At 64.6% G+C, this 20787-nt stretch carries 19 protein-coding genes; 6 read left to right on the forward strand and 13 right to left on the reverse strand.

Features of this window, described 5'->3' with window-relative positions; translation table 11 throughout:
- Positions 1-36 precede the first annotated feature (36 nt).
- From puhE to J1C52_RS11085, 4 genes are all read left to right on the forward strand, one after another.
- Complete coding sequence (puhE, locus tag J1C52_RS11070) at positions 37-837, forward strand: putative photosynthetic complex assembly protein PuhE (RefSeq protein WP_227428007.1); 801 nt, start codon at positions 37-39, stop codon at positions 835-837.
- A 24-nt stretch (positions 838-861) separates the two neighbouring features.
- Positions 862-2073: a 5-aminolevulinate synthase gene (gene hemA, locus J1C52_RS11075; protein WP_227428008.1), complete on the forward strand. Its 1212-nt coding sequence runs from the start codon at positions 862-864 to the stop codon at positions 2071-2073.
- A gap of 69 nt (positions 2074-2142) precedes the next feature.
- Complete coding sequence (locus J1C52_RS11080; RefSeq protein WP_227428009.1) at positions 2143-2598, forward strand: c-type cytochrome; 456 nt, start codon at positions 2143-2145, stop codon at positions 2596-2598.
- A gap of 160 nt (positions 2599-2758) precedes the next feature.
- Positions 2759-3634, forward strand: a complete 876-nt coding sequence (locus tag J1C52_RS11085) for a hypothetical protein (RefSeq protein WP_227428010.1) — start codon at positions 2759-2761, stop codon at positions 3632-3634.
- 6 nt (positions 3635-3640) lie between these two features.
- Here the strand turns inward: J1C52_RS11085 and J1C52_RS11090 are convergent, their stop codons facing one another.
- Positions 3641-3898, reverse strand: coding sequence for a DUF2312 domain-containing protein (locus J1C52_RS11090; RefSeq protein ID WP_227428011.1), 258 nt, complete (start codon positions 3896-3898; stop codon positions 3641-3643).
- A gap of 179 nt (positions 3899-4077) precedes the next feature.
- Between J1C52_RS11090 and hpaR the strand changes: the two genes are divergently transcribed.
- Positions 4078-4584 carry a homoprotocatechuate degradation operon regulator HpaR gene (gene hpaR / locus J1C52_RS11095; RefSeq protein ID WP_227428012.1) on the forward strand — a complete coding sequence of 169 codons (507 nt, stop codon included), beginning with the start codon at positions 4078-4080 and terminating at the stop codon, positions 4582-4584.
- On the opposite strand, the gene J1C52_RS11100 is transcribed toward hpaR, so the two are convergent.
- Positions 4581-5051 (reverse strand): Lrp/AsnC ligand binding domain-containing protein, encoded by a 471-nt coding sequence (locus J1C52_RS11100; protein ID WP_227428013.1) that lies wholly within the window; start codon positions 5049-5051, stop codon positions 4581-4583. The genes hpaR and J1C52_RS11100 overlap by 4 nt on opposite strands.
- A 137-nt stretch (positions 5052-5188) precedes the next feature.
- On the opposite strand from J1C52_RS11100, the gene putA reads away from it, so the two are divergent.
- Positions 5189-8629, forward strand: coding sequence for a bifunctional proline dehydrogenase/L-glutamate gamma-semialdehyde dehydrogenase PutA (putA, locus tag J1C52_RS11105; RefSeq protein WP_420493655.1), 3441 nt, complete (start codon positions 5189-5191; stop codon positions 8627-8629).
- 88 nt (positions 8630-8717) lie between these two features.
- Here the strand turns inward: putA and J1C52_RS11110 are convergent, their stop codons facing one another.
- From J1C52_RS11110 to J1C52_RS11160, 11 genes are all read right to left on the reverse strand, one after another.
- Complete coding sequence (locus J1C52_RS11110; protein ID WP_227428014.1) at positions 8718-9572, reverse strand: ATP-binding protein; 855 nt, start codon at positions 9570-9572, stop codon at positions 8718-8720.
- A complete protein-coding gene (tatC, locus tag J1C52_RS11115) occupies positions 9569-10444 on the reverse strand; it encodes a twin-arginine translocase subunit TatC (RefSeq protein ID WP_227428015.1) in 876 nt (291 codons plus the stop codon). The genes J1C52_RS11110 and tatC overlap by 4 nt, the downstream gene beginning before the upstream one ends.
- The gene (gene tatB / locus J1C52_RS11120; RefSeq protein ID WP_227428016.1) at positions 10441-10977 is read right to left on the reverse strand and encodes a Sec-independent protein translocase protein TatB; all 537 of its coding nucleotides are present in this window, start codon (positions 10975-10977) and stop codon (positions 10441-10443) included. The genes tatC and tatB overlap by 4 nt, the downstream gene beginning before the upstream one ends.
- A gap of 57 nt (positions 10978-11034) precedes the next feature.
- The gene (locus J1C52_RS11125; protein WP_227428017.1) at positions 11035-11271 is read right to left on the reverse strand and encodes a twin-arginine translocase TatA/TatE family subunit; all 237 of its coding nucleotides are present in this window, start codon (positions 11269-11271) and stop codon (positions 11035-11037) included.
- A gap of 135 nt (positions 11272-11406) precedes the next feature.
- Positions 11407-12261, reverse strand: coding sequence for a GGDEF domain-containing protein (locus J1C52_RS11130; protein ID WP_227428018.1), 855 nt, complete (start codon positions 12259-12261; stop codon positions 11407-11409).
- 126 nt (positions 12262-12387) lie between these two features.
- Positions 12388-13638 carry a GTPase HflX gene (hflX, locus tag J1C52_RS11135; protein WP_227428019.1) on the reverse strand — a complete coding sequence of 417 codons (1251 nt, stop codon included), beginning with the start codon at positions 13636-13638 and terminating at the stop codon, positions 12388-12390.
- A 68-nt stretch (positions 13639-13706) separates the two neighbouring features.
- On the reverse strand, positions 13707-13940 hold the full coding sequence (hfq, locus tag J1C52_RS11140) for an RNA chaperone Hfq (RefSeq protein WP_071470717.1): 234 nt from the start codon (positions 13938-13940) through the stop codon (positions 13707-13709).
- 147 nt (positions 13941-14087) lie between these two features.
- Positions 14088-15614, reverse strand: a complete 1527-nt coding sequence (locus J1C52_RS11145; protein ID WP_227428020.1) for a potassium transporter TrkG — start codon at positions 15612-15614, stop codon at positions 14088-14090.
- Positions 15615-15642: 28 nt separating this feature from the next.
- Positions 15643-17019, reverse strand: coding sequence for a Trk system potassium transporter TrkA (gene trkA, locus J1C52_RS11150; RefSeq protein WP_227428021.1), 1377 nt, complete (start codon positions 17017-17019; stop codon positions 15643-15645).
- Positions 17020-17088: 69 nt separating this feature from the next.
- Positions 17089-18465 (reverse strand): sigma-54-dependent transcriptional regulator, encoded by a 1377-nt coding sequence (locus J1C52_RS11155; RefSeq protein ID WP_255618463.1) that lies wholly within the window; start codon positions 18463-18465, stop codon positions 17089-17091.
- Positions 18458-20692 (reverse strand): sensor histidine kinase NtrY-like, encoded by a 2235-nt coding sequence (locus J1C52_RS11160; RefSeq protein ID WP_227428022.1) that lies wholly within the window; start codon positions 20690-20692, stop codon positions 18458-18460. Before J1C52_RS11160 ends, J1C52_RS11155 begins: the two co-directional genes overlap by 8 nt.
- Positions 20693-20787: the final 95 nt, after the last annotated feature.

Raw genomic sequence — 20787 nt, forward strand, 5'->3', positions numbered from 1 at the left:
GAGCACGCACCCTACCCAACCCCGACAGGAGAGCGCATGTTCGACACACCCTGGATCGCTGCCCTTGCCGCGCTGTTCCTGTGGTGGTTCGCGACCGGCATTCTGCTGTGGCGCGTGCACGCGGCCGACCGGGGCGGGCCGGACAGCCATGTCTGGTCGGTCATCCTGTCGCTGCCCCTGTTCGCCGCGGGCGTCCTGGGGGTGAATGCAACGCTTGCCGACCCCAGCCCGCAAGGCGCTTGGTTTGCCTTTCTATCGGCGCTTGCGATCTGGGGCTGGGTGGAGCTGGCGTTCCTGTCGGGCATCATCACCGGGCCGAACACGCGGGTTTGCCCCGTGGGCCTTGCCCCGGGCGCGCGCTTTCGCGCGGCTTTCGGCACGGTCGCGTGGCACGAAACCGTGCTGGTCGTGGTGCTGGTGTCACTCGCCTTTGCCGCGTGGGGGGCGGCCAACCCCTTCGCGCTCTGGACCTTCGCGCTTCTCTTTTTCGCGCGGGTTTCGGCCAAGCTGAACCTGTTCTTCGGCGTGCCCTTCATCAACACGGCCTTCCTGCCGACCCCGCTCGCGCATCTGGCCAGCTATTTCCGGCCCGGCCCGGTCAGCGGGTTTTTCCCGGCCTCTGTCACGCTTCTGGCGCTGGCGGTGGGCTGTTTTCTTGAACGCCTGTGGCGCGCGTATCAGGCCGGGGACCAAGGCGACATCATCGGCTTCACGCTGTTGTCGATGCTGTCGGCCCTCGCCCTGCTGGAACATTGGTTCATGGTCTGGCGGGTGCAAGACGACAAACTCTGGCGCTGGATGATCCCGGCCCCGGCAAATGACAAAACAAAAACCTGAAATAACGACCGAGGGGATACCCAGATGGACTTCGACGCCCATTTCAAAGCCAGCCTGCGCAATCTGAAAGACGAAGGCAATTACCGCATCTTTGCCGAGGTCGAGCGCCAATGCGGCAGTTTCCCCAAGGTCCGGCATTTCGACGGCGATGACGTGAACGAAGTCACCGTCTGGTGCTCGAACGACTACCTTGGCATGGGCCATCACCCCGATGTGGTCGATGCGATGGTGCAAACCGTTCTCTCTTGCGGCACCGGCGCGGGCGGCACGCGCAATATTTCCGGCAACAACAATTACCACCGCATCCTGGAAGAGGAACTGGCCGATTTGCACGGCAAGGAAGCGGCGACGCTGTTCACATCCGGCTATGTCTCGAACTGGGCGGCGCTCAGCACGCTGGGGTCCAAGATCCCCAATGCCGTGATCCTGTCGGACGAAGGCAACCATGCCAGCATGATCGAAGGCATCCGCCATTCGCGCGCCGACAAGGTGATCTGGAAGCACAATGACTGGCGCGATCTGGACCGCAAGCTGAAAGCCGTGGGCGACCGCCCCAAGATCGTGGCGTTTGAAAGCGTTTATTCCATGGATGGCGATATTTGCCCCATGCGCGAGATCGTCGAAGTGGCCGAAGCCCATGGCGCGCTGACCTATCTGGACGAGGTCCACGCGGTCGGCATGTATGGCCCGCGCGGCGGCGGCATTTCCGAAGAACGTGGTCTTGCGCACCGCATTGACCTGATCGAGGGCACTTTGGGCAAGGCGTTCGGCGTGGTGGGTGGCTATATCACCGGCACCGCGGCCATGTGCGATTTCGTGCGGTCCTTTGCCTCTGGCTTTATCTTTACCACCGCCCTGCCGCCTGCCGTGGCGGCGGCCGCAACCGCGTCCATCCGGCACTTGAAGCAGTCGGACATCGAACGCATGGCCCAGCGCGACCGCGTGGCGAAGCTGCGCGCGAAACTGGATGCGCGCGGCATTCCGCACATGGCCAGCGACAGCCATATCATTCCGGTCATGATCGGCGACCCGGTCAAGTGCAAGATGCTGTCCGATATCCTGATGCGCGACTGGGGGGTCTATGTGCAGCCCATCAACTACCCGACCGTGCCCAAGGGCACCGAGCGGCTGCGCATCACCCCCGGCCCGCTGCATTCGGATGCGGATATCGACCACCTTGTCGAGGCGCTGGCCTCGCTGTGGAAGCAATGCGCGATTGCCCACGCAGTCGCGTAAACGTTCCTTGACTAGTTCAATGGGCGGGTCATCTATATGCGTGGGACAGACCTAAGGGAGTAAACACCGATGAAGATTTCTACCAAAGCCGCAATCGGCGCTTTCGCGCTGACGATGACCGGCCTGCCCGCCCTCGCGCAAGATGCCGAGAATGGGGCGACCGTGTTCCAGCGCCAGTGCCAGAACTGCCACAATGTCGTCGACGACTCGGGCGAAGTGCTGGCGGGCCGTCCGAACATGCGCACGGGCCCGAACCTCTATGGGGTGATCGGTCGTCAGGCCGGCGTGGTCGAAGGCTTCCGCTACGGTGCCGACCTTGTGGCCGCCGGCGCAGAGGCCGGGCTGGTCTGGTCGGAAGAAGCGATCACGACCTATGTGCAAGACCCGCGCAGCTACCTTCAGGAAGTGACCGGCAACAACCGCGCCCGCAGCCAGATGGCGTTCCAGGTGCGTTCGGAATCGGACGCGGCAGACGTGGCCGCCTATCTTGCGACCTTCGGCGCACAGGAAGAGCCCGCAGGCTAACCAAATCCGCCGATTTCGGCACGAAATTGCCCCCGAACGCACTGTCGTTCGGGGGCTTTTTGGTTATCAAGGCGACAAAGCCGAGGAATGGCCCGAATTGTAGCCCAAACATGTCACAATTCGCGGTGATAAGGGCAGAGAGCAAAAAGGATTTCGCGCTATGGACATTGCGATTCATCTTGGGGCACATCTGACCGATGACGGGCGGCTGCGCAGCTGTCTGGAAAAGAACCGCGCAATCCTTGCCCGCGAAGGGATCGACGTGCCCGATACGGGCCGGTTCCGCAGCCCCATTCTGGACGCGATCAAAACCCATGGCAGCGAGGGGCTGTCCCCCGGTGCGGGCGCGATCCTGCTGGATTCGATCGTCACGAATGACAAGGCGGAACGGCTGGTTCTGTCGACCACGCGCTTCCTGTCGCCTCTGCCCAGCGCCGTGCGGCGCGCGCAGTTCAGCCCCATGGCCGAACCCCGGATCGCCGGGCTGCGGGCGCTGTTCGGCGATCATCCCGTCAGCTTTTACATGGCCATTCGCAACCCGGCCTCTTTCCTGCCGGCGCTAATCGACTCGGTCAATGACGAACAGGCCGCCGTCATCAAGGGCGATCTGGAACCGACGAACCTGCGCTGGTCCGACCTTGTGCGCACCATCCGCACCCAGTTCCCCGAAGCGCCCGTCACCGTCTGGTGCGACGAGGATACGCCTTTCATCTGGGAAGACGTGCTGCGCGTCGTCTCTGGCCATCAGGACACGACCACGCTGAGCCATGTCTATGACTGGTTCGAAACCGTCATGATCGATGGCGGCGCGGCCAAGCTTGCCGCCTATATGGACAACGCGCCCCCCATGGACCGTGGCCAGCGCCAGCGCGTGATCGCGGCCTTTCTGGACAAGTTCTGCGACGAGGCGAAGATCGACGTGGACGTATCGGTCCTTGGTTGGGGCGAAGACATGGTCGACCTGCTGTCAGAGCTTTACGACGACGATGTCGAAACGCTGGCCGCGATGGACGGCGTCACGCTGCTGCAACCCTGACGCGGGTCACATCATCCCCAGCGCCGCCTTGTAAACCTCGAGCACCGCTTCTTCCTCGGCGATCTCGTCGGGCTTGCGTTTGCGCAGCGCGATGATCTTGCGCAGCACCTTGGTGTCGTAGCCGCGCCCCTTGGCCTCTGCCATGACCTCTTTCTGCTGATCGGCAATATCGGCTTTCTCGGCTTCCAGATGCTCGTAGCGCTCGACGAACTGGCGCAGCTCTTCGGCGGTCACGTTGTAGGACTCGGCGGATAGATCGGACATGGGACGGGCCTTTCGGGTGGCTCTTGGAATTGCTCTGACACGGGTGTGCCCAATCGGGGCGATGCGCGCAAGGGGCAAGCGCGCCACGCGGCGGGGCGATTATGCGCCTGCGAGATAATTTTCTTTTGAAACAAGCGCCCGCTCTGCTACCTTCGGCAAAATCACCATAAGGCGGAATGATGCCCACCCCAAAAGCCAAGGAATTGCGCAAATACGAGAAATCGCTGCCGATTTCGCTGCTGCGCGCCCGCGAGGCCACGACCCGCTATTTCAAACCCTATATCGACCGTCACGACCTGACCATGCCGCAATGGCGTGTGCTGCGCGCGCTGGCCGAAGAAGAAGGGCTGGATGCGCGCACCCTGTCGGAGCGCTGCGTGATCCTGCCGCCCTCGCTGACGCGCATCTTCCGCAGCCTGACCCAGCGCGGCCTGATTAGCCAGGTAGAGTGCACCGATGCCCGACGCCACCGCGTTACCCTGACCGAGGCGGGCCGCGCCCTGTTCGAAGAGGTGGTCGAGGAATCCGAGCCGGATTACCAGCGTCTGGCCAAGGCCTTTGGGGCCGAGCGGCTGGAAAGCCTGTTGAACCTGCTGAGCGAATTGCGCGACACGGTCGAAGAACTAAATGCCGAAGACGCGGCAGAAGCCCCGCGCCCGGCCCGGCGCGCTGCGGGCGGGCGCTAGATCGGCGATTGTGCCCCGGTTTCCTTGACTGCTTCCATCACCACATGGGTAGAGGTCGAGGTGATGCAAGGCAGCCCCGAAATATGCTCTGCCAGCACCCGGCGATAGGCGGCAATATCGCGTGAGCGCACTTTCAGCAGGTAATCGAACGCGCCCGCGATCAGGTGGCATTCCTCGATCTCGGGCACTTGGCGCACCGCGTCCTCGAAGGCGCTGAGCGCGGTTTCGCGGGTATCGGACAGCTTCACCTCGACAAAGGCGATATGCGCGGCATCAATCTGAAGCGGGTCGATCAGCGCGCGGTAGCCAAGGATCACACCCTGCTCTTCCAGCCGCCGCAGCCGCGCCTGCGTGGGCGATTTCGTAAGCCCGATGCGCCCGGCCAATTCCGTCACGCTAATGCGCCCATCCACTGCCAAGTTGCGCAGAATCGCATGGTCGAAGCTGTCCAGTTTGATACGGGTCATTGTTCTGCGATTTCCCTGATATTCGGCCGCCAGAACTGCAAAACACCATAAATAAGCAAGAAATGAAATGGGTTTCTTGCAATACTCGGGAAAAATGGAAATCCCAGACGCAAAATTCTTGCCTGCCGGAGTGCGCGATGCCCATGCCCCTGCCTGACACCCTAACACAGCATATCCGCCGCGACGAGGGCGCGCATATCGCGCAGGCCATCGCCGCCGCCGGGCTTGACCCGGACGCCCGCGCGCAGATCAGCGCAACCGCGGCCGGGCTGGTGCGCGAGATCCGCCGCGCCGATGCGCCCGGCCTGATGGAGGTGTTCCTGGCCGAATACGGCCTGTCCACCAGCGAAGGCATCGCGCTGATGTGTCTGGCCGAAGCGCTTCTGCGCGTGCCAGATGCCGCCACGATCGACGACCTGATCGAAGACAAGATCGCGCCCTCGGACTGGGGGCGGCATCTGGGCCGGTCCTCTTCCAGCCTTGTGAACGCCTCGACCTGGGCGCTGATGCTGACGGGCCGTGTGCTGGATGAGCGCGGCAAATCCGCCGCCGCCACCCTGCGCGGCGCCGTGAAACGGCTGGGAGAACCGGTGATCCGCACCGCCGTGGCCCGCGCCATGAAGGAAATGGGCCGCCAGTTCGTACTGGGCGAAAGCATCGACAGCGCCATGACCCGCGCCGCCAAGATGGAGGCGCGTGGCTACAGCTATTCCTATGACATGCTCGGCGAAGCCGCCCGCACCATGGCCGATGCCAAGCGCTACCATGCCGCCTACGGGCGCGCGATCCGCGCCATCGGTGCGCGCGCCACCGGCAACGACATCCGCACCAATCCGGGGATTTCGGTCAAGCTCAGCGCGCTGCATCCGCGTTACGAGGTGGCGCAAGAAGACCGCGTTCTGTCCGAACTGGTGCCGCGTGTGCGCGACTTGGCGCGGCTGGCGGCGGCCTTGGGCCTTGGCTTCAACATCGACGCCGAAGAAAGCGACCGGCTGGCGCTGTCCTTGCAAGTCATCGACCGGGTGCTGGACGACCCGGCGCTCGACGGCTGGGACGGGTTCGGCGTGGTGGTGCAAGCCTATGGCCCCCGCGCCGCCGACACCATCGACTGGCTGGCCGCCAAGGCCGAAAGCCTCGGGCGCAAGCTGATGGTGCGGCTGGTCAAGGGCGCCTATTGGGACACCGAAATCAAACGCGCGCAGGTCATGGGGCTGGACGGGTTCCCCGTTCTGACCCAGAAACCCGCGAGCGATGTGAACTATATCGCCTGTGCCCGCCAGCTTTTGCGCCTGCGCGCCCAGCTTTACCCGCAATTCGCCACCCATAACGCCCATACCGTCGCCGCCGTGCTGCATATGGCAGCCGAGATGGCCGTGGACCCCGCCGATTACGAATTCCAGCGCCTGCACGGCATGGGAGAGGCCTTGCACGACATCGTTCTGAAGCGCGAAGGCACCCGCTGCCGCATCTATGCCCCCGTCGGCGCGCATAAAGACCTGCTGGCCTATTTGGTGCGCCGTTTGCTGGAGAACGGCGCGAATTCGTCCTTCGTGAACCAGATCGTGGACGAAAATGTGCCCCCCGAAACCGTGGCTGCCTGCCCCTTTGCCGCGCTGCAAGGCCAGATGGGCCGCAACCCCAAGATCGCCAAGGGCCCCGACCTGTTCGGGCCCGCGCGGCGCAATGCGCGTGGCTGGGATCTGACGGATGCCGCCGATCTGGACGCAATCGCGGCGGCCCGCGCGCCTTGGGCCACGGCGGAATTCAGCGCCGCCCCCCTGATCGCGGGCGCTGTGACCGGGGCCGACAGCTATAGCGCGGTGAACCCGGCCAACCCGTCGGAAAGCTTGGGCCGCGTGACCCCGGCCTCTGCCGCCGATGTCGAAACCGCGCTGGCCACCGCCCGCCCATGGTCTGCCGATGCCAAAACCCGCGCCGATGCGCTGCGCCGCGCCGCAGACCTTTACGAGGATCATTTCGGCCCGATCTTTGCCCTGCTCGCGCGCGAAGCCGGCAAAACGCAGGCCGATGCCGTGGGCGAATTGCGCGAGGCGGTGGATTTCCTGCGCTTCTACGCGGGCCAAGCCGAAACGCTGTCCACCCCCGCGCGCGGCATCTTCACCTGCATCAGCCCGTGGAACTTTCCGCTGGCCATCTTCACCGGCCAGATCGCGGGCGCGCTGGCCGCCGGAAACGGTGTGCTCGCCAAACCCGCCGAACAAACGCCCCTTATCGCGCATTTTGCGACCGGGCTTTTGCATCAAGCAGGCGTGCCGTCCAAGGCGCTGCAACTACTCCTCGGCGACGGGGCAACGGTCGGGGCAGCACTTACCTCGGACGCGCGCGTGAACGGCGTGGCCTTCACCGGCTCGACCGAAACCGCGATGCGCATTCAGGCCGCCATGGCCGAACACATGGCCCCCGGCGCGCCGCTGATTGCCGAAACCGGCGGGCTGAACGCCATGATCGTCGACAGCACCGCCCTTCCCGAACAAGCCGTGCGCGATGTGATCGCCTCGGCCTTTCAATCGGCGGGGCAACGCTGTTCGGCGCTGCGCTGCCTTTATGTCCAAGACGACATCGCGTCTGAATTCGAGACCATGCTCTTCGGCGCGATGGACGAGCTGCGGCTGGGCGACCCTTGGCATCTGAGCACCGATATCGGCCCCGTCATCGACACAGACGCCCAGACCCAGATCGCGGATTATGTGGCAGGGGCCCGCGCCGAGGCCCTCGTCCTGCACGAGCTCAGCGCCCCGTCCAGTGGCCATTTCATCGCCCCCGTGGCCCTGCGCGTGCGCGGCATTGCCGATCTGAAGCGCGAAGTCTTCGGCCCGGTCCTGCACATCGCCCGCTTCAAGGCCGCCGATCTGGACCGCGTCATCGACGATGTGAACGCCACGGGCTACGGGCTGACCTTCGGGCTGCACACCCGCATCGACACCCGCGTGCAACATGTGGTCGACCGCGTGCGCGCGGGCAATCTCTATGTCAACCGCAACCAGATCGGGGCCATCGTCGGCAGCCAACCCTTCGGCGGCGAAGGGCTTTCGGGCACCGGGCCAAAGGCGGGCGGTCCGAAATACCTGACCCGCTTCACCAAGGACAAAGCCGCCCACGCGCATCTTCAGTCAGCGCCCCTGCCCCTTGGCGCATTGGCCAAGGCGCTCCAGCCGCAGCCGGAAGCCATCCTCGCAGAACACACCCTGCCCGGCCCCACCGGCGAATCGAACCGCCTGAGCGACCTCACCCGCGCGCCGCTTCTCTGCCTTGGGCCGGGGGCCGATCTGGCGGCAGACCAAAAGCGCGCTGTCGAATCCCTTGGTGGCCGTGCCCTTGTGCTGGACGGCATCCCGCAAGACCTCGACAGCGCGCAGGGCTTCGCGGGCGTCCTCTACTGGGGCGACGCAACCACCGCGCGCCAGATCGCCCAGGCGCTTGCCCGCCGCACAGGCCCGATCCTGCCGCTCATCACCGACCGGCCTGACCGCGCCCATGTCACGCTCGAGCGTCATCTATGCATCGACACAACCGCCTCGGGGGGCAATGCGCAGCTCTTGGCAGAGGTCGCGCAATAGACCCTTCATCCTTGCAAAAATATCCTGGGGGAGGCGCGGCGCAGCCGCGGCGGGGGCAAAGCCCCCTATCCACCACAGCCAAGGGGCGCTAACGCGTGATCTTCACGCCCTCGCGGCCAGCCAGATCGGTAAAGAACTGCCACGCCACGCGCCCCGACCGGCTGCCGCGCGTGGCCTGCCATTCGATCGCTTCCGCCCGCAGGCGGGCGGGGTCGATTTGCAGCCCATAGGCCGCGCAATAGCCTTCGATCATGGCCAGGTAATCATCCTGGTCGCAAGCATGAAAGCCCAGCCACAGCCCGAAACGATCCGACAGCGACACTTTCTCCTCGACCGCTTCCGAGGGCGAAATGGCGGACGAGCGTTCATTCTCGATCATATCGCGCGGCATCAGGTGACGGCGGTTCGAGGTGGCATAGAGAACCACGTTGTCGGGCCGCCCCTCGACCCCGCCATCCAGCACCGCTTTCAGCGATTTGTAATGCTGGTCGTCATGGCTGAAGGACAGATCGTCGCAAAACAGGATGAAACGGGCATCGGGCGCGGCGCGCAGCATGTCCAGCAAGCGGCCGATGCTGGGAAGGTCTTCGCGCTGGATCTCGACCAGTTTCAGCCCGCAATCCGGCTGCTGCGCCAGCACAGCGCCATGCACCGCCTTGACCAGCGAGGATTTCCCCATCCCCCGCGCGCCCCATAGCAACGCGTTATTCGCGGGCAAGCCACGGGCGAATTGCAGGGTATTGGCCAGCAGCGTGTCGCGCGCGCGGCCAATGCCCACGAGCAGGTCCAGATCGACGCGGGACACTTTCGCCACCGGTTGCAGCCTGTCGGGGCTGGTGTGCCAGACGAAGGCATCGGCCCCGTCCAGCGCGGGCGCGGCACCCGGCGGCGGCGAGAGGCGCTCCAGCGCCTCGGCAATCCGCGTCAGGGCGTCGTCGTTCATGCCTTGTCGGCCTCTTCGCCGGTATCGTCCTCGTCTTCATCGTCCAGCAGGCCTTCGCGGCGCAGGCGCTCGTTGCGGGCGCGCTCGACACGGGCGACCAGCCAGATGGACACCTCGTAAAGACCGTAGACCACCGCGAAGAGGATGATCTGCGTGATGACATCGGGCGGCGTAACAAGGGCGGCCAGCGTCAGAATGCCCACCACGGCCCATTTGCGCCCGGCTTTCAGGCCCGCTTCCGACACAAGCCCAGCCTTGCCCATCAGCGTCAGCAGCACCGGAAGCTGGAAACACATGCCGAAGGCCACGATGAAGCGGATGGTCAGGTTCAGGTATTCCTGCGCAGAGCCTTGGAACACCACCGACAAGGGCGCGGCAGCACCCTCCTCGACCACGGCTTCGCCGCCAGTGCCAAATTGTTGGAAGCCAAGGAAGAAATCATAGGCCAAGGGTGTCACGACATAAAATGCGAAGGACGCGCCCAGCAGGAACATGATCGGCGAGGAGATCAGGAAGGGCAGAAACGCGCCTTGTTCCGAGCGGTAAAGACCGGGGGCCACGAAGCGCCAAAGCTGCGTCGCGATGACCGGGAAAGCCAGCATGAAGCCGCCGAGGAACGACACCTTGATCGCGACGAAGAAGCCTTCTTGCGGGCTGATGAAGATCAGGTCGCAATCCTGCCCGCGTTCGGCCAGCACGCTGCACAAGGGCGCGGTCAGGAAGTTGAAAATGGGCGTCGCGACGGAAAAGCACAACACCATGCCGACCACGAAGGCCAGCGCCGATTTTATCAGCCGGTTGCGCAGCTCTGCGAGATGTTCGATCAGCGGCGCGCTTGTGTCGTCGATCTTGTCGTCTTGCGCGTTGCTCATGTGGTGCTGTCCGTGCTGCTACCCTTGGGGCTGTCCGCCGGGCCTTTCGCGACCTGCTGCTCGGGGGCCGGGTCTGCGGGTTTCTCTGCCGGTTTCGCGGGTTTGGCCGCGTCGCTATCCGATGGCTTGGGGGCCGCGCGCTTGGCGGCGGCGCTGCGCATATCGTCCATCTCGGCGGCGATGCGGTCGATTTCGTCCTCGTCATCGCCCGGCGTGCTGGCGCTGGCGGCGGCGGGTTTCTTGGCGTCGGTCTTGGGCTTTTCCTTCATCGGATCCCAATTCTTGAGATCCTTCAACTCGTCCAGCCCCATGCCCTGCGGGTTGGTCATGCCGCGCAGGTCGCGCGCCACGTCCTTGACCCCGGACTGGTCGGCCGCGTCTTCCATCGCGCGCGAGAATTCCCGCGCCATGGAACGTGCCTTGGCCGTCACTTGGCCAAGCGTGCGGAACATCTTCGGCAAGTCCTTGGGGCCGACGACGATCAGCGCCACAACCCCGATGACCAGAAGCTCGCTCCAGCCCAGATCAAACATGCAGATACCCCTGCCCGTTCATGAATGTCACGGCACGACGCGCCATGAGGACAACGATCAGGCGCGGTCCTTGCTGTTGTCCTTGTCGGACTCGGGGGTGATGTCGCGCGCGGATTTGGCGGCGTCATCTTCCTGCTTCTCGATCTCTTCGGTGCCGTCTTTCAGGCCCTTCTTGAACGAGGTGATGCCTTTGCCGACTTCGCCCATCAGCGCGCTGACCTTGCCGCGCCCGAACAGCACAAGCACGACGATCGCGATGATGATAAAGCCCGCGGGGCCGATATTGTTGAGCATGTCATTCTCCCTATGCCGGGCACGCGCCGCGTGCGGACCGGTTCACAACCTCACCATTTATGGATTTACGCGCGGTAATCAAAGCCCCAATTTGGGCTTTGGCATAAAAACACCGGCCCGTTCACGGGGTCGCGATTATTCTGCCGCCTGCATTTCGTCCAGGCCGGGCAGGTTATCATCGCCCTGCACGCGGTTGCGACCGCCTTCCTTGGCGGCGTAAAGCCGCGCATCGGCCAGCGCGATCAGCGCATCGCGCGTGTCGGTCGTGGCGTCCATCGTGGCCACGCCAAGGCTGGCGGTAAAGGCCACATGGCGATAGTCGCGGATGATCGTGGCTTCGATCACCGAGCGCAGACGCTCGGCAATATCCAACGCGGTCAAGTGGTCGGCCATGACCAGCACGCCGAATTCCTCGCCGCCCAAGCGACCAAGGATGTCGCAGCGGCGCAATTCGGATTGCACGACATGGGCCACCGCGCGCAGCACGGCATCGCCCGCGGCATGGCCGTGGGTGTCGTTGATCTTTTTGAAATGGTCGAGGTCGAACATGATAAGGCTGCACGGACGCCCGCTGCGCTGAAACGTCGCGGCGGCGCGGCCCAGATCGGACATGAAGGCCCGGCGCGTCAGTGCCTTGGTCAGCACGTCCAGATGCGCCTCTGCCCAGAGTGCGTGCTGCTCGGCTACCAGCACGGCGAACCCGGCCAGCAGATGCGAGGCACCCGATTCGAATTCTTCCGCATAGGCCCGCAGCATCCCGAAGCGCCGCCCTTGGCTGACCAAGGGCGATTCGAGGCAGGCCATATGCTCGTCGGCGGGCGGGCGCGGATCACCATCCAGCTGGATGGTAACATGGCGTGCGCCGATGGTCTGGCGAATAAGGTAGAAAATCGTGTCGTAATGGCCCGGCATGGGCGAATTGGCATCCAGAACATCGGCCACCGGGGCGGGGCTTTGCTTGGGTTTCATATCCACGACGGTGCTGTTCATGGCCAGACCTGTTCCCTAACTACCCGATTTCTATGCGGGTTAACCATGGTCGCGAAAGGGCCAGTTTGCGGCAAAACTTTGTTAACCATGGGGGCCGCGACAAAAAAGCCACGCCTAGCAAAGGCGTCAGGCGTCGTCGCGCAAGCGGCGGAACTGGGCTTTCTGGCGGTCGGACCAATGCACATGAAGCTCTGTGCTGTCCTCGCCCTGCACCTCTGCCTCGACCACGCCTTGGGCGAACAGCCACGCGCGCAAGCGCCCCTCGGCATGGGCCAGCTGCACCCTGTCGTGATGGCGTGCATCGTCGAGGATTTCGGTGATCGCGTCGAACAGCGCGCTTAGCCCGTCGCCCGTCAGCGCAGAGCCCACGAAAACCCCTTCGGTGCGCGCCGCCTGCCGGTCGATCTGCGCACGCGCGTCGGGGTCGAGCATGTCGGCCTTGTTCCACAGCTCGATCTGCGGCACGTCCTCAGCCACCCCAAGGCTGGCCAGAACGCCCGCCACATCGGCGGCCTGAATCTCTGTCGCCGGGTGGGCGATGTCGCGGACATGCAGGATCAGATCGGCCTCCAGCACCTCTTCCAGCGTGGCGCGAAAGGCCGCGACCAGAAGCGTGGGCAGGTCAGAGATGAAGCCCACCGTGTCCGACAGGATCACGTCCTTGCCGGTGGGCAGCCGCACCGCGCGCATGGTCGGGTCGAGCGTGGCAAAGAGCATGTCCTTGGCCATGACATTCGCCCCTGTCAGCCGGTTGAACAGGGTGGATTTGCCCGCATTCGTATAGCCCACCAGCGCCACCACCGGATAGGGCACCTTGCGCCGCGCAGCGCGGTGCAATTCGCGGGTTTTGGCGACCTTGTCCAACTGGCGGCGCAGGCGGGTCATCTGCTCGTCGATGGCGCGGCGGTCGGCTTCGATCTGCGTCTCGCCGGGGCCACCCACGAAGCCAAGCCCGCCGCGCTGACGTTCAAGATGGGTCCAGGCGCGCACCAGCCGGGTGCGCTGGTAGCTGAGCGCCGCCAGTTCCACTTGCAGCACGCCTTCGCGCGTGGCGGCGCGATCCGCGAAGATTTCGAGGATCAGCCCAGTGCGGTCCAACAGCTTGACGTTCCAAGCCTTTTCAAGATTACGCTGCTGCACGGGGCTGACCGGGCCGTCGATCAAGACCAGATCAATCTCGTCCGCTTCCAGCGCCTGCCGCAACTCTTCCAGCTTGCCCTTGCCGAACAATTGGCCCGGATGCGCCCGCGGCAGGCGCACGACTTGGCCGCCGACCACGTCCAGACCCGGCAGCGCATAGGCCAGCGCCATGGCTTCGGCCAAGGCGTCCTGCGGCTCTCGCGCGCCGGGGGCGTTTTTCAGTTCAGGATGCAGCACGAAGGCGCGGGTCAGCCGTTTGCCGCCCTCGCCCCCAAGCTCCGTTAGGTCAATCGGTTCGCGGGCGATCAGCCTTCACCCTCGTAAAGCGAGATCGGCTGACCCGGCATGATCGTCGAAATCGCGTGCTTGTAGACAAGCTGGCTTTGCCCGTCGCGGCGCAGCAGCACACAGAAATTGTCGAACCAGGTGATGACGCCTTGCAGCTTCACCCCGTTAATCAGGAATACAGTCACCGGAACCTTGTTCTTGCGAACGTGGTTTAGAAATGCGTCTTGCAGATTTTGTTTATCGCTGGCCATGCGCTTGCCTTTTTGTCAGGGCGGTTTGCTATACGCAGAGAGCCTCGTCTCCCTATCCGCTCACTATGAAACGGCTTTTGCAAAACTTCTAGCCCCGCGTGGCAAAAAATGCGGTGCAGCCGGGAATTTGTCTGGTGTGCTGTGTATTTACCGCTCCAGCCGGGGCCAGAGCACCGACAGAAGCAGCAGCAATTCCAGCCGCCCAAGGATCATGCCCAGCGCCATGACCCCGCGCGCCGGATCCGAGAGGGCCGCAAAGCTCAGCGGGTCCGGCCCGGCAATCTCGGTCAGCGGGCCGGTCGTGGTCAGGGCGGCGCTGGCATAGATCAGCGCGTCCTCCAGCGGGTGGCCCAGCAGCACCAGCGCCATCACCAGCACGCTGAGCGTGAGGATGAAGACCATCAGGAACAGCCATGCCGAGAACGCGCCCTCGCTGCGCAACCCCCGCAGGCGCGGCCCGTCGCCGCCCATGCCCGAGGGGTGGACAAGCTTTTCCAACTCGTGCTTGGCCTGCCACAACAGCGCGAAGCCGCGCAGCAGTTTCAACCCGCCCGCCGTGGTGGCCACCCCGCCGCCCAGCATGGCCAGCCCCAGCAGCACGATCCCGCCGGGACCGGCGAAGGCCGTCAGGTCCGGCGCGCCGATGGTGCTGACAAAGCCCGCCGTGGTCAGGAAGGAAAGCGCGGTAAAGCCTATGCCCCACAGCTCTGCCAAGGCCGCGCCGGGGGCATCCGTAAAGCCGCTTGCCCCGTTCATCGCCCATAGCCCTGCCACGACCACCGCCAGCAGCACGAGCGCAAGGCGTATCTCGTCATCGTCCCAGACGCGTCCGGCATCTTGCGGGATGATCGCGCCGGGCCAGACACGCCGCGTCAGCGCCAAGCCAAGGAACAGCGCGACCAGCAGCTCTGCCCCGAAGCCCAAGGGCTCTGGCGCGACGATGCCAGAGGTCGAAAGCGTGGACATCGCCTGTATAAGCGCCACCAGCGGCGGCGTGCCCTGCATGGACAACAACACCCATAACAGCAGCGTCAGCCCCATATAGACCGGCGCGATCAAGCGGATATAGGCCCAAAGCCGCCCCAGATGGTTGCCGCCCAGCCCGCTGTCGCTGCGCACTTCTATCTGGGTGGCGCGCATGTTGCGCGACCATTCGGGCAGCGCGCTTTCGGTTTCCGAGCGCGCGGTGACAATGTCGAAGCCGCCCATGTTCATCGGTGCCAGAAGCGCGCCCGCGTAGACCAGCACGAACAAGCCCCCCATCCAGCCCGCCATGGCACGCCAGAACAGCAGGCTGCGGGGCATGTCCACCCCCAGCGCCGTCGCGCCCGTGGTGGTGAAGGCCGAGACCATCTCGAACCACGCATCGAACAGCGGCAGGCCGCCGGGCGTGGCCTCTGTCACCGGCAGGGCCATGAAAAGCGGCACGAACAGGTAAGAGGCCGAGAGCACATAGAACGGGTGCGAGAACATCCCCTGCCCGCCCGGCGCGCGGCGCACGGCCAGATAGGTCAGCCCCGCCAAGGCCGCAAGCAGGCTGGCGGAATAAAGAAAGGCGCGGGCGGTGGCGTGTTCGCGCAGGGTAAAACCCAGCGCGGCGGGCACCAGCATGGCGGCGGCGGTCAGCCCCATCAGGGCGACCATGACCGTCGTGCCGCGTGCCGTGCTGTTCATTGCCGCCCCTTTCGGCCCAAGCGCGCGTTCAGAAGAACTCGACCGCGACCTGCAACAATTCATCCACCTTGGGCACGTCCTCTGTCAGGGCGAAGACGACGATCAGATCGCCCTCCAGCAGCACCATGCCGCTGGACGGCTTCATGAACACGCCCTTGCGCTGCACCCCGATCAGCAGCGCGCCTTCGGGAAAGGCGATGTCGCGCACCGCGCGGTTGGCCAGTTGCGAGGTGCCCAAGACTTGCGCTTCGATCACCTCGGCCTCTCGGTCGCCCAGCAGGTAGACGGACCGCACACGCCCGTGCCGGATATGCCGCAAGATGGAACTGACGGTCAGCGCGCGCGGGTTGATATAGGCATCGACCCCCATCGCATCGGCCAAGCCCACCATGCCGGGGTCATTGACCAGCGAAATCGCCATCTTGGCGCCGAGGGTCTTGGCGCGCACGGCGGCCAGCAGGTTGGTCTTGTCATCATCCGTCAGCACCAGAACCGCGTCGGTCTTGGAGATGCGCGCCTCTGCCAGCAGGTCGGCATCCATCGCATCGCCATGCAGCACGATGGAACGCTCCAACGCGTCGGCGGCCAGCTCTGCCCGCCCCCGGTCGCGTTCGATGACCTTGACGCGCACGCGTTCGGGCTGGCCTTCCAGCATGGTCGCGACCGACAGGCCTACATTGCCGCCGCCGATAATCAGCACGCGTTCCTGCTTGGCCGCCTGCTTGCCGAACACCTCGAACACGCGGGCGACATCGGCGGCATCCAGCAGCAGATAAACCGCGTCCCCGGCGAAAAGCTGGTCTTCGGGTTCGGGCGCAAACAGCCGCTCGGACCGGCGCACACCCGCGACCATGACCCGCAAGGTGGGGAAGAGTTCCGACAATTGCCGCAAGGGCGTGTTCAGCACCGCGCATTTGTCATCAAGCACAAGGCCCAACAGCAAAGCTCGCCCGCCGAAGAACTCGTGCACCTCGAAAGCCGAAGGGTAAGCCACCCGCTTCATCGCCGCCAGCGACACCTCGCGCTCGGGGCTGATGATGACGTCAATCGGCAGGTGTTCGCGGCGGAACAGGTCGGAATAGCGCGGGTCCAGATAGGTCTGGGCGCGCAGGCGGGCGATCTTCTTGGTCACGCCGAACACGCTATGGGCCACTTGGCACGTGACCATGTTCACCTCGTCGGAATAGGTGGCGGCGATGACCATATCGGCATCGCGCGCGCCCGCCTGTTCCAGAATGGCGGGGTAGCTTGCGAAACCCGTCACGCCCTGCACATCCAGCGTGTCGGTCGCGCGGCGCACCAGCACGGGGTTGTTGTCGACGATGGTGACGTCATTGCGTTCGCCCGACAGGTGGCGGGCGATCTGCCACCCCACCTGCCCCGCGCCACAGACGATGATCTTCATGTCCCGCGCCCCCCGGTTGCGGCCGTCAAAGCCCCTGATGTGCCAGCGCGCGCGCGGGCTTGCAAGACCTTAGCCCTTGGCCGACAGGCGCGCGGTGTTCACGCCCAGCGATTTCAGCTTGCGATGCAGCGCCGAGCGCTCCATGCCCACGAAACTGGCGGTGCGGCTGATATTGCCGCCGAAACGGTTGATCTGCGCCAACAGATACTCGCGTTCGAACAATTCACGCGCCTCGCGCAAAGGCAGGGTTGTCAGCGAGCCTGACAGCAACACGCTGCGCTCGGCATCCTCGGGGCCGGTGTCGCTTTGCAGGTCCGACAGCTCTATCGGGCGGCCCGCATCGCCAAGGATCAGCGCGCGCTCGATCATGTTGCGCAACTGACGGATATTTCCGGGCCATGACAGGGTTTGCAGATGGGCCTTCGCAGCCTCGTCCAGCGCGCGGCGGGGCAGACCTTGGGTCGTATGCAGCATGTCGATGAAATGCTCGGCCAGAAGCGGAATATCCTCGCGCCGCTCTTCCAGCCCCGGCACGCGGATGGGCACCACGTTCAGCCGGTCGAACAATTCCTGCCGGAACAGGCCCTCTTGCACGCGCGCGGTCAGATCTTGCGTGGTGGCGGACATGACCCGCAGGTCCACCCGGACCTTGTCGGTGCCACCTGTGCGCATGAATTGCTGCTCGACCAGCACGCGCAACAGTTTCGATTGCGTGCCCAGCGGCATGTCGGCCACCTCGTCGAAGAAGATGACACCGCCATGGGCCTGTTCCAGCAGACCTTGCTCGACCCCGCGCTCGGCCGACTCGCGGCCGAACAGCACTTCCTCCATGCGGTCGGGTTCGATGGCTGCCGATGTCACCGTCACGAACGGGGCCGAAGCACGGTCGGAATTTTCATGCACGAACCGCGCCGCCGCTTCCTTGCCGGACCCGGACGGGCCGGTGAACATCAGCCGCGCGTTGGATTGCGTGACCTTCTCCAACTGGCTGCACAGCGCCCGATAGGCTGCCGATTCGCCCAAAAGCTGCGATGACCCGACTTCGCGGCGGCGCAGATCCTGGTTCTCGCGCCGCAGCCGCGACGCTTCCATCGCGCGGCCGATCACGACCATCAGCTTGTCGATATTGAAGGGCTTTTCGATGAAATCGTAAGCGCCCTGCTTGATGGCCGCGACCGCGATTTCCACGTTGCCATGGCCCGAGATGATGACGATCGGAATATCCGGGTTCGAGCGTTTGACCGACATCAGGATGTCGATGCCGTCCATCTTGCTGTCCTTCAGCCAGATGTCGAGGATCATCAGCGCGGGCGGATCGGCATTGACCTGGGCCATAGCCTGGTCGGAATTGGCTGCAAGACGGGTCGTAAACCCTTCATCTTGCAGGATTTCCGAGATCAGCTCGCGAATGTCGCGCTCGTCATCTACGATGAGGATATCACCCATGATCCGTACCATCTTCCTGTTGGTCGTCTGAAATCTGCCCCGCGGCAAGGCGCGGCAGTCGAATATCGGCCATGGCCCCTCGCTGCGGGCTGCCATCGGGGCCAAGCGCATCGGTCAGCCGCAAGGTGCCGCCATGTTCCTCGATGATCTTGCGCACGATGGACAGGCCAAGGCCCGTGCCCTCGGCGCGCGTGGTCACATAGGGTTCGAACAGGCGGTTGCGGTCCTGCGGCAAGCCGATCCCGTTATCAGTGATCGTGATGTGCAACTGCTCTTCCCCGGTTTCGAACTGCACCCGAATTTCGCCCGGCGGGCTGTCGGGGTCTTCTTCGCGGCGCGAGGCAATCGCCTCGCCCGCGTTCTTGATAAGGTTGGTGAAGGCCTGCGCCATCATCGTGTCATCGACCTGCACGATCACGGGCTCTGCGGGCAGTGTCAGGGTGAAGGCGATGTCGGGCTGCCCGCTTTCCTGAAGAAGCGTGCAATCACGCAGAATAGCGGTCAGGTCATGCGCGCGCCGGTCGGGTTCGGGCATACGGGCGAAGCGCGAGAATTCGTCAACAATGCGCCGCAAGTCATTGGTTTGCCGAACAATAACAGACGTAAGCTGGGCAAGACTGTCGGCATCTTCGCCTTCCAGCTTGCGGCCAAACTTGCGCGCGATGCGTTCGGCGGAAAGCTGGATGGGGGTCAGCGGGTTCTTGATCTCATGCGCGATCCGGCGCGCCACGTCGCCCCATGCGGCCATGCGTTGCGCGCTGACAAGTTCCGACACGTCGTCGAACGCGATCACATAGCCCTCAAGCCGCCCATCGCTGCGGCGGCGCTCGGCAAAGCGCACAAGCACCGTTTCCAAGCGGCCAGAGCGCACCAGCCGCAGCTCTTCCTGCACCCGGTCCTGACCGAGCGGCAGGTCGCGCACGCGGTCCATCAGGGGCAGGAATTCGGGCGCGATCTGGCCCAGACTGCGATCCTCGCGGGCGTCGGGGTCCAACTCCAGCATGGTTTCGGCGGCGCGGTTGATGAAGGCAAGCTGGCCATCCGCATCCAGCCCGATCACCCCCGCCGTGACCGAACTGAGCACAGAGTCGAACAAGCGCCGCCGCGCGTCGATCTGGCGGTTGTTTTCCAGCAGGCGCTCGCGTTGGCCCTTCAATTGCCGGGTCATCTGGTTGAACACGCGCCCCAGAAGCGCGATTTCGTCATCCTCGCGCATGACCACGACCTGCACATCCAGATCGCCCGCGCCCACCTGCTCGGCGGCTTCGGCCAAACGCCCGACGGGCCGCGCCAAGCGTTCGGCAAAGTTCAGGCCAAGCCAGACGGCGGCAAGGATCAGGATCAGCGCAAAGCCCAGATACAGCGCGCCGAACTGGAACAGGATGCGCCCGCGATCCTGTTCCAACTGCTGGTAAAACGCCACCGTCTCGCGGGTTTCATCCAAGAGCGCCAAAATCTGCCCGTCCACCGCGCGCGAGACATAGAGGTAACGGTCGAAGAAATCGTTCAGCGGCACGATGGCGCGGAATTCGTTGCGCGGCCAGTCGCGGATCAGAACGGTGCCCTCGCGCGCGCGGGTCATCTCATCCGCCGTGGGGGGCACGAAGTTGAAGCGATAGGACCGCTCGCCCCGCGCCCGAATTTCGCCCGCCCCGTCAATGACGAAGGCCACGCGCAGGCCACGCTGCACCCGCGCCTGTGCCTCGGACAGAAGGTTGCGCAATTCGCCTTCGTCCAGCAGCGGAAAGACGCGGCGCGCGGTATCCAGATAGGCGGCCAAGTCTTGGGCATCGGCGCGCAGGTCGCGTTCCTGCTCGAACTGGTAGGCTTCGGCGGCGGCCAGCGAATTGCCGACAACGCGCTGCACCCGGTCGGAAAACCACCCTTCCAGCCCCACGTTCAGCGTGATGACGGCGAACACGGCCACGGTCACGGTGGGCACCATGGCGATGGCGGCAAAGAGCGTGGTCAGGCGCAAATGCAGCCGCGAGCCAGCGGAATCCTTGCGCCGCGCCGCGACCAGACGCGCCACGCGCACCGCCACAAGCCCCGCGACCAGCAGCATGTAGACGAAATCTGCCAGCAGGATCAACGCCAGCCCGGATGTGTTGAATACCCCGTCCAGCGGGCCAAGCGCCAGCAGGGTCAGCAGCACCAGAAGCGGGCCAGCAAGCACCAGCGCCACCGCGCCCGCCGCAGTTCCGCGACGGCTGCGCCTGCCGAACACCTGGCTGAACAGACCCCAAGAGAGCGCCGTTTGCCCCAAACTACCCCACCGCTTTACACCGCCGACCGGGCGTTCATGCGCCCTTTGTGTGGATT

This window comes from Roseibaca sp. Y0-43 (assembly GCF_020667835.1).
Taxonomy (GTDB): Bacteria; Pseudomonadota; Alphaproteobacteria; order Rhodobacterales; family Rhodobacteraceae; genus Roseinatronobacter.

Excerpts from the sequence above, each read along its gene's own strand:
- puhE (WP_227428007.1), top strand. The coding sequence starts at position 37 with ATGTTCGACACACCCTGGATCGCTGCCCTTGCCGCGCTGTTCCTGTGG.
- hemA (WP_227428008.1), top strand. The coding sequence starts at position 862 with ATGGACTTCGACGCCCATTTCAAAGCCAGCCTGCGCAATCTGAAAGAC.
- J1C52_RS11080 (WP_227428009.1), top strand. The coding sequence starts at position 2,143 with ATGAAGATTTCTACCAAAGCCGCAATCGGCGCTTTCGCGCTGACGATG.
- J1C52_RS11085 (WP_227428010.1), top strand. The coding sequence starts at position 2,759 with ATGGACATTGCGATTCATCTTGGGGCACATCTGACCGATGACGGGCGG.
- J1C52_RS11090 (WP_227428011.1), bottom strand. The coding sequence starts at position 3,898 with ATGTCCGATCTATCCGCCGAGTCCTACAACGTGACCGCCGAAGAGCTG.
- hpaR (WP_227428012.1), top strand. The coding sequence starts at position 4,078 with ATGCCCACCCCAAAAGCCAAGGAATTGCGCAAATACGAGAAATCGCTG.
- J1C52_RS11100 (WP_227428013.1), bottom strand. The coding sequence starts at position 5,051 with ATGACCCGTATCAAACTGGACAGCTTCGACCATGCGATTCTGCGCAAC.
- putA (WP_420493655.1), top strand. The coding sequence starts at position 5,189 with ATGCCCATGCCCCTGCCTGACACCCTAACACAGCATATCCGCCGCGAC.
- J1C52_RS11110 (WP_227428014.1), bottom strand. The coding sequence starts at position 9,572 with ATGAACGACGACGCCCTGACGCGGATTGCCGAGGCGCTGGAGCGCCTC.
- tatC (WP_227428015.1), bottom strand. The coding sequence starts at position 10,444 with ATGAGCAACGCGCAAGACGACAAGATCGACGACACAAGCGCGCCGCTG.
- tatB (WP_227428016.1), bottom strand. The coding sequence starts at position 10,977 with ATGTTTGATCTGGGCTGGAGCGAGCTTCTGGTCATCGGGGTTGTGGCG.
- J1C52_RS11125 (WP_227428017.1), bottom strand. The coding sequence starts at position 11,271 with ATGCTCAACAATATCGGCCCCGCGGGCTTTATCATCATCGCGATCGTC.
- J1C52_RS11130 (WP_227428018.1), bottom strand. The coding sequence starts at position 12,261 with ATGAACAGCACCGTCGTGGATATGAAACCCAAGCAAAGCCCCGCCCCG.
- hfq (WP_071470717.1), bottom strand. The coding sequence starts at position 13,940 with ATGGCCAGCGATAAACAAAATCTGCAAGACGCATTTCTAAACCACGTT.
- J1C52_RS11145 (WP_227428020.1), bottom strand. The coding sequence starts at position 15,614 with ATGAACAGCACGGCACGCGGCACGACGGTCATGGTCGCCCTGATGGGG.
- trkA (WP_227428021.1), bottom strand. The coding sequence starts at position 17,019 with ATGAAGATCATCGTCTGTGGCGCGGGGCAGGTGGGGTGGCAGATCGCC.
- J1C52_RS11155 (WP_255618463.1), bottom strand. The coding sequence starts at position 18,465 with ATGGGTGATATCCTCATCGTAGATGACGAGCGCGACATTCGCGAGCTG.